This is a genomic window from Pseudoalteromonas sp. S1609, from assembly GCF_005887255.1.
Lineage (GTDB): Bacteria > Pseudomonadota > Gammaproteobacteria > Enterobacterales > Alteromonadaceae > Pseudoalteromonas.
Genome location: NZ_PNDJ01000047.1, coordinates 1 through 7157, shown reverse-complemented (window position 1 = coordinate 7157; position 7157 = coordinate 1). Strand labels below are relative to the sequence as shown.

The 7157-nt window shown below is 41.8% G+C and carries 3 protein-coding genes and 1 pseudogene; all 4 read right to left on the bottom strand.

Annotated features, from left to right (window positions below; all coding sequences use genetic code 11):
* Nucleotides 1-161: 161 nt before the first annotated feature.
* The 4 genes and pseudogenes from lpdA to pdhR all read right to left on the bottom strand — a co-directional run bounded on the left by lpdA (nt 162) and on the right by pdhR (nt 6874).
* Complete coding sequence (gene lpdA, locus CWB76_RS13145) at nt 162-1589, bottom strand: dihydrolipoyl dehydrogenase (protein ID WP_013465928.1); 1428 nt, start codon at nt 1587-1589, stop codon at nt 162-164.
* 163 nt (nt 1590-1752) lie between these two features.
* A pseudogene (aceF, locus tag CWB76_RS13140) lies at nt 1753-3354 on the bottom strand (pyruvate dehydrogenase complex dihydrolipoyllysine-residue acetyltransferase); the annotation flags it as partial.
* Nucleotides 3355-3373: 19 nt separating this feature from the next.
* On the bottom strand, nt 3374-6040 hold the full coding sequence (gene aceE / locus CWB76_RS13135) for a pyruvate dehydrogenase (acetyl-transferring), homodimeric type (RefSeq protein WP_064663819.1): 2667 nt from the start codon (nt 6038-6040) through the stop codon (nt 3374-3376).
* A gap of 84 nt (nt 6041-6124) precedes the next feature.
* Entirely contained in the window at nt 6125-6874 is a 750-nt protein-coding gene (gene pdhR / locus CWB76_RS13130) for a pyruvate dehydrogenase complex transcriptional repressor PdhR (protein ID WP_138608204.1), read from the bottom strand.
* Nucleotides 6875-7157 lie beyond the last annotated feature (283 nt).

Genomic DNA, 7157 nt, shown 5'->3' with positions numbered 1-7157 from the left:
AGTGACAAGGCAGCGTCTCCTATCTGACGGCTGACGGCTGACGGTTGACGGTTGACGGTTGACGGTTGACGGTTGACGGTTGACGGTTGACGGTTGACGGCTATAAAAACAAAAAACCCAAGCCGAGGCTTGGGTTTTTTATCGCGATTAACTAAAAGAAATTACTTCTTCTTTTTAACTGCTTTTTTGTTTGGTAAATCAGTGATTGAACCTTCAAAAATTTCAGCAGCAAGGCCGATTGATTCGTTCAATGTTGGGTGAGCATGAATTGTTAGCGCTAGGTCTTCACCATCTGCACCCATTTCAATACCTAGACCGATTTCGCCCAGCATTTCGCCTGCGTTAATACCAATCATAGCACCACCGATAATACGGCCGCTTTCTTTATCAAAAATAAGCTTAGTAGAACCTTCAGTACGTGAAGAAGCAATAGCACGACCCGATGCAGCCCAAGGGAATACAGCTGTTTCAATGCTTAAACCTTGCTCTTTCGCTTCTTTTTCAGTTACACCCGCCCATGCAATTTCAGGGTCAGTGTAAGCAATTGAAGGAATACACTTAGGATCAAAGTAATGTTTTTGACCAGAGATAACTTCTGCTGCAACATGGCCTTCATGAACCGCTTTATGCGCAAGCATAGGCTGCCCCACTAAGTCACCAATCGCAAAAATATGTTCTACGTTAGTACGTAATTGCTTATCAACGTTAATAAAACCACGCTCATCAACATTCACCCCCGCTTTATCAGCGTCTAACATGTTACCATTTGGTGTACGACCTACAGCAACAAGTACTTTGTCATAACGTACTGGCTCTGCCGGTGCATTTTTGCCTTCAAAAGTAACATATAAACCGTCGTCTTTTGCTTCAACGCCAGTTACTTTAGTTGAAAGCATTACATTAAACTTGTCTTTAACATGCTTTTGGTAAATTTTAATGATGTCTTTATCAGCAGCAGGAACAAGTTGGTCTGCAAATTCTACAACATCAATTGCAGAACCTAGTGCACGGTAAACCGTACCCATTTCAAGACCGATAATACCACCACCTAAAACAAGTAGCTTTTCAGGAACATCTTTAAGCTCTAGCGCGCCCGTTGAATCAATAACGCGATCATCTTCTGGGATGAAAGGTAAATTTACAGGTTTAGAACCCGCAGCAATAATTGCGTTATCAAAGGTAATGGTTGTTTTACCGTCAGCGCCTTCAACATCTAAAGTGTTGCTACCAGTAAATTTACCGTAACCAGATACAACTTTTACTTTACGCATTTTAGCCATGCCGTCTAAGCCACCTGTAAGCTGGCCAACAACAGACTCTTTCCAAGAACGAACTTCATCTAAGTCAATTTTTGGTGCGCCAAAAGTAACGCCGTGAGATGACATTTCTGCAGCATCATCAATCACTTTAGCTACGTGTAAAAGTGCTTTAGAAGGAATACAACCAACATTAAGACATACACCGCCTAATGTCTCACGAGATTCTACTAATGTAACTTCTAAGCCCAAGTCAGCAGCGCGAAAAGCCGCAGAGTAACCACCAGGACCACCGCCTAGTACAACAACTTGAGTTTTTAATTCGTTGCTCATGCTATTACCTTTATTGTTTGAACGGGACACAGCCCCAAAATTTAACTGCCATGTTTCTGCAAGGCAGAAAAGGGCATTTGTGCAAATATTGTATCATTGCAAATGATAAAAATCCCAGCTAAAAACAACTGGCTGGGATTTGATTTTACTCACTCTGTAGTGATCACATCACTAACTGGCGTATATCACTCATGTAACTTGCAAGAGTAACAGTAAAGCGTGCAGCAAGTGCACCGTCAATCACTCTATGGTCGTAAGACATTGAAAGTGGAACCATTAGCTTAGGCTCAAACTCTTTACCATTCCACTTAGGCTTCATTTCAGATTTTGACACACCTAAAATTGCCACCTCAGGCGCATTCACAATCGGCGTAAATGCCGTACCACCAATGCCACCTAGGCTTGAAATAGTAAAACAACCACCTTGCATATCTGATGAACTTAACTTGCCATCACGTGCTTTAACAGATACTTCCATTAGTTCACGAGAGAGTTCAATAATGCCTTTTTTATCAACATCTTTGAACACTGGTACAACTAAGCCATTAGGCGTATCAACCGCTACACCAATATTAATGTACTTTTTAAGAATTAAGCTTTCGCCATCCTCTGAAAGCGATGAGTTAAATGTCGGGAACTCAGCAAGCGCTTTAGCTGCTGCTTTCATTACAAACACGAGTGGCGTAATTTTAACACCCAGCTTTTTCTTCTCGTTAAGCGCGTTTTGCTCTTTACGGAACTGCTCAAGGCTCGTGATATCCGCTTCATCAAACTGGGTAACATGGGGGATTTGTACCCAGTTACGGTGTAAGTTTTTACCTGACAGCTTTTGAATACGAGAGAGTTTTTTCTCTTCTATTTCACCAAACTTAGCAAAATCAACTTTTGGCCATGGAATTAAACCAAGCTCACCGCCACCCGTATTGCCTTTGGCTGCTGGTACTTGACCAGACTCAACTTGCTTAACCAGTTGCTTAACATAGTTTTGCACGTCTTCTTTAACAACACGGTTTTTACGGCCCGTGCCTTTAACGTTGACAAGGTTAATACCAAACTCACGTGCTAAACGGCGAACCACTGGCGATGCATGTGCATAAGCGCTATTGTTTTCAAAGCTTTCAGGGCTTGCTTTAGCAGATGATGCTGCTGGTTTTGACTCAGCCTGAGCTGCCGGCTTAGATTCTGTTTTAGGCACTGGTGCTGATTTTTCTGCAGGTGCTGCAGCTGGTGCACTACCCGCCACTTCAAATACAAAAATCAATGAGCCAGTTTTAACTTTATCGCCAGTCGCTACTTTAATCTCTTTAACAGTACCTGCAAACGGCGCCGGTACTTCCATAGCTGCTTTGTCGCCTTCAACGTTTAAGATAGATTGCTCTTCTTCTACGCTATCGCCAACTGCAACCATAATTTCAGTTACTTCAACTTCGTCATCACCAATATCTGGCACAGTGACTTCTTTGGTTGATGAAGCCGATGACGCAGCAGGTGCAGCTTCCTCGGTTTTTTCAGCTTCTTTAGAGTCAGCAGCAGAGTCTTGCGCTTCACCTTCAAAGATGAACACTAAAGTGCCTGTGGTAACAGTGTCACCCACATTTACTTTAATTTCTTTTACCGTACCGGCTTGTTCAGCAGGTACTTCCATCGCAGCTTTATCACCTTCAACACTTAATAGTGATTGGTCAACTTCAACTTTATCGCCAACGCTCACTAGTATTTCGGTTACTTCTACTTCGTCGCCACCGATATCAGGTACTTTAATTTCAATACTCATTGCAAACCTCTTATGCGTACAGTGGATTTAGTTTGTTAGTGTCGATGTTGAATTTTTTAATTGCTTCAACAACCACTGACTTTTCAACTTCACCACGTTTAGCAAGTTCAGATAATGTCGCAACTACCACGTAGCTTGCGTTAACTTCAAAGTGACGACGTAGGTTTTCACGGCTGTCTGAACGACCGTAACCATCTGTACCCAATACTTTGTAGTTATTGCTTGGAATAAATGAACGCGCTTGTTCTGCGTAGTTTTTCATGTAATCCGTTGCAGCAACAGTTACTGAATCGTTTAATACGCTAGTGATGTATGGCGTTTTTTGCTCGCTTTCTGGGTTAAGCATGTTGAAACGTTCAACATCTTGTCCATCACGGGTAAGTTCATTGAATGAAGTTACTGAGTAAACATCAGACGCAATACCAAACTCTTCGCTTAAAATTGCCGCAGCTTTACGCACTTCAGTCATGATAGTACCTGAGCTTAATAGCTGTACGTTGGCTTTTTTACCTTCGTAGCTTTCTAGCTTGTAGATACCTTTACGAATACCTTCTTCAGCGCCTTCAGGCATTGCTGGCTGATGGTAATTTTCGTTCATTAGCGTTAGATAGTAGTAAATGTTTTCTTGCTCTTCACCGTACATACGACGAATACCGTCTTGCACGATAACCGCTACTTCAAATGCATAAGTAGGATCGTAAGAAATACAGTTAGGTACCGTGTTTGCAAGAATGTGGCTGTGGCCATCTTCATGCTGTAAGCCTTCGCCATTTAGCGTTGTACGACCCGCTGTAGCACCTAATAAGAAACCACGTGCTTGTTGATCCCCTGCCATCCATGCCATGTCACCAACACGTTGGAAACCAAACATAGAATAGTAAATGTAGAATGGGATCATCGGTAAGTCGTTGGTGCTGTAAGATGTTGCAGCAGCAACCCATGACGACATTGCACCTAGCTCGTTAATCCCTTCTTGTAATACCTGTCCTGAGGTTGCTTCTTTGTAGTAAGAAACAATATCACGGTCTTGAGGGGTGTAATTTTGGCCGTGTGGGTTGTAAATACCTATTTGACGGAATAAACCTTCCATACCAAAAGTACGTGCTTCATCGGCAATAATTGGCACAATATTTTTACCAATACCTTTATCTTTTAATAAGATATTAAGTGCACGGACAAAGCCCATAGTGGTTGAAATATCACGTTTTTGCTCTTCAAGTAATGGCTTGAACGCATCTACTTCTGGTAACTGTAACTTTTCAGAGAACTTAGCGATACGTGTTGGCGTGTAACCTTGAAGCGCCTCACGACGTGCATGAAGGTACTTGTACTCAGGAGAATCTTTTTCAAGCTCTAAGTATGGTAGCTCTTTTAATTGCTCTTCAGATACTAAATCATCTAAGCCTAAACGAGAGCGTAAGTGAGCCACATGCGACATGTCCATTTTCTTAACTTGGTGCGCAATGTTTTTACCTTCAGCCGCTTCACCCATGCCGTAACCTTTTACTGTTTTAGCAAGGATTACTGTTGGACGACCTTTCGTCTCTTCTGCTTTTTTAAATGCGGCAAACAGTTTTGAAGGCTCATGACCACCGCGCTTAAGGGCGAAAATTTCTTCATCGGTCATATCAGCAACAAGTGCTGCTGTTTCTGGATAACGACCAAAGAAATGTTCACGTACGTACGCGCCATCTTTTGCTTTGTATGTTTGGTAATCACCATCAACAGTTTCGTTCATTAACTGTAGTAATTTACCTGTGGTGTCTTTAGCAAGCAGAATATCCCAACCGCTACCCCAAACAAGTTTAATAACATTCCAGCCAGCGCCTTTAAATAGCCCTTCTAGCTCTTGAATGATTTTACCATTACCCATTACAGGGCCATCTAAGCGCTGTAGATTACAGTTAATTAAGTAACATAGGTTATCTAACTTTTCACGGGCAGCAAAGGAAATAGCACCACGAGATTCTGGCTCATCCATTTCACCATCACCTAAAAACGCATATACACGTTGGTTTTTAGTGTCTTTTAAGCCACGGCCATCTAAGTACTTTAAGAAACGCGCTTGGTAAATTGAAGAAATTGGACCTAAACCCATAGATACCGTTGGGAACTGCCAAAACTCAGGCATTAATTTAGGGTGAGGGTAAGAAGGTAGACCTTTGCCATCTACTTCCTGACGGAAATTATCTAGCTGTTCAGCACTTAAACGCCCTTCAACAAATGCACGCGCATAAATACCCGGAGAAATATGACCTTGGTAATAGACTAAATCGCCGCCATCAACATCATTTGGCGCTTTAAAGAAATGATTAAAGCACACTTCATAAAATGCAGCAGACGATTGGTAAGACGCCATATGGCCGCCTAAGTCGAGATCTTTTTTCGATGCACGCAATACAATCATAATCGCGTTCCAGCGAATAATTGAACGAATACGGCGCTCAAGATTTACATCACCAGGGTAGGCAGGTTCTTGATCAACCGGAATCGTATTAACGTAGTTTGTGTTAATGCCTGTTGGCATATCAACACCGTCTAAACGGGCTTGCTCTAACACTTGCTCAAGTAAAAACTGAGCTCGTTCAACACCTTCTTCGCGCACAACCGATTCAAGAGCTTGTAACCACTCTTGTGTTTCTAGCGCGTCTACGTCAATTTTATTGACTTCAGACATATGGAGGTTTCCTTATGTTTAAAATACTAATTTTATGTATTGAATACTTCACTGTTAACTCAAGTTAACAATAAATGTACTTGCTTAATTTTGTTTGGTGCGTCTTAAACTACGTTCAATTCGCGAATGCTCTTTACCCGCTTCAAGCAATGCTTCTTCAATATAGGCTAAATGCGCATTACTCGCTAAGCGAGCTTGTTCAGGATTACCGTCAATCACTGCATCCATTAATAAACGCCTGTGCTCAGCTAATTGGCTGCTTATATCTGACTTTTTAAGTAACACCGTTAAATTTTGTAAAACATTCTGCTCAAGTAAGCTTTGCATCCCTCTTACTAAGTGCAGTAACACTACGTTATGAGACGCCTCAGCGATGCAAAAATGAAAGTCATTAATCGCTTTGGCTTTTTGCTTTAATTCATCTTTAGCTAATGCAATCTGCTCAAAGCTCTGTTTTACTTTTGCAAAATCGTTGCTTGTTCCGCGAAGTGCTGCGTAATAAGCCGCAATTCCCTCTAGCGCATGACGAAATTCTAATAAATCAAATTGCGATTCGGGGTGTTTACTGATCAAATCAAACAACGGATCAGTCAGCCCCTCTTCCAATTGATTTTTTACATACGTTCCACCACCTTGACGACGGGTTACGAGCCCTTTTGCCTCAAGCTTTTGAATGGCTTCACGCAACGACGGACGCGACACTTCAAATTGCTTAGCGAGTTCACGCTCCGGTGGTAACTTTTCTCCTGGTGCTAACGACCCCTCAAGAATCATGTTCTCAAGTTGTTGTAAAATAACATCAGATAATTTTGCCGCTTTAATTTTTAAAGACATCAATCAACGTCCGCGTTGTATAAGTGCTAGCAGCCCATTAAATAAGGCTTTTAACTGAATGACCTGACCAAAAGGTAAATTGGTCATACCAAATTTTGCCATACGTTATCAAAAACCGTAATTACTGTCAATTTACAGCAGTTTTAAAGCCCTAAGGCCAGCGTAACGTAATTTAAACAAAGTTCAAATAATACACAGATCACAGAGGGTAAAGAAAGGTTAATAAGATGAAAAACAAATGGTCAGACCAGCTAACTTTGATTTTCGGGGTTCGGGGTTCGGG

Excerpts from the sequence above, each read along its gene's own strand:
- lpdA (WP_013465928.1), bottom strand. The coding sequence starts at position 1,589 with ATGAGCAACGAATTAAAAACTCAAGTTGTTGTACTAGGCGGTGGTCCT.
- aceE (WP_064663819.1), bottom strand. The coding sequence starts at position 6,040 with ATGTCTGAAGTCAATAAAATTGACGTAGACGCGCTAGAAACACAAGAG.
- pdhR (WP_138608204.1), bottom strand. The coding sequence starts at position 6,874 with ATGTCTTTAAAAATTAAAGCGGCAAAATTATCTGATGTTATTTTACAA.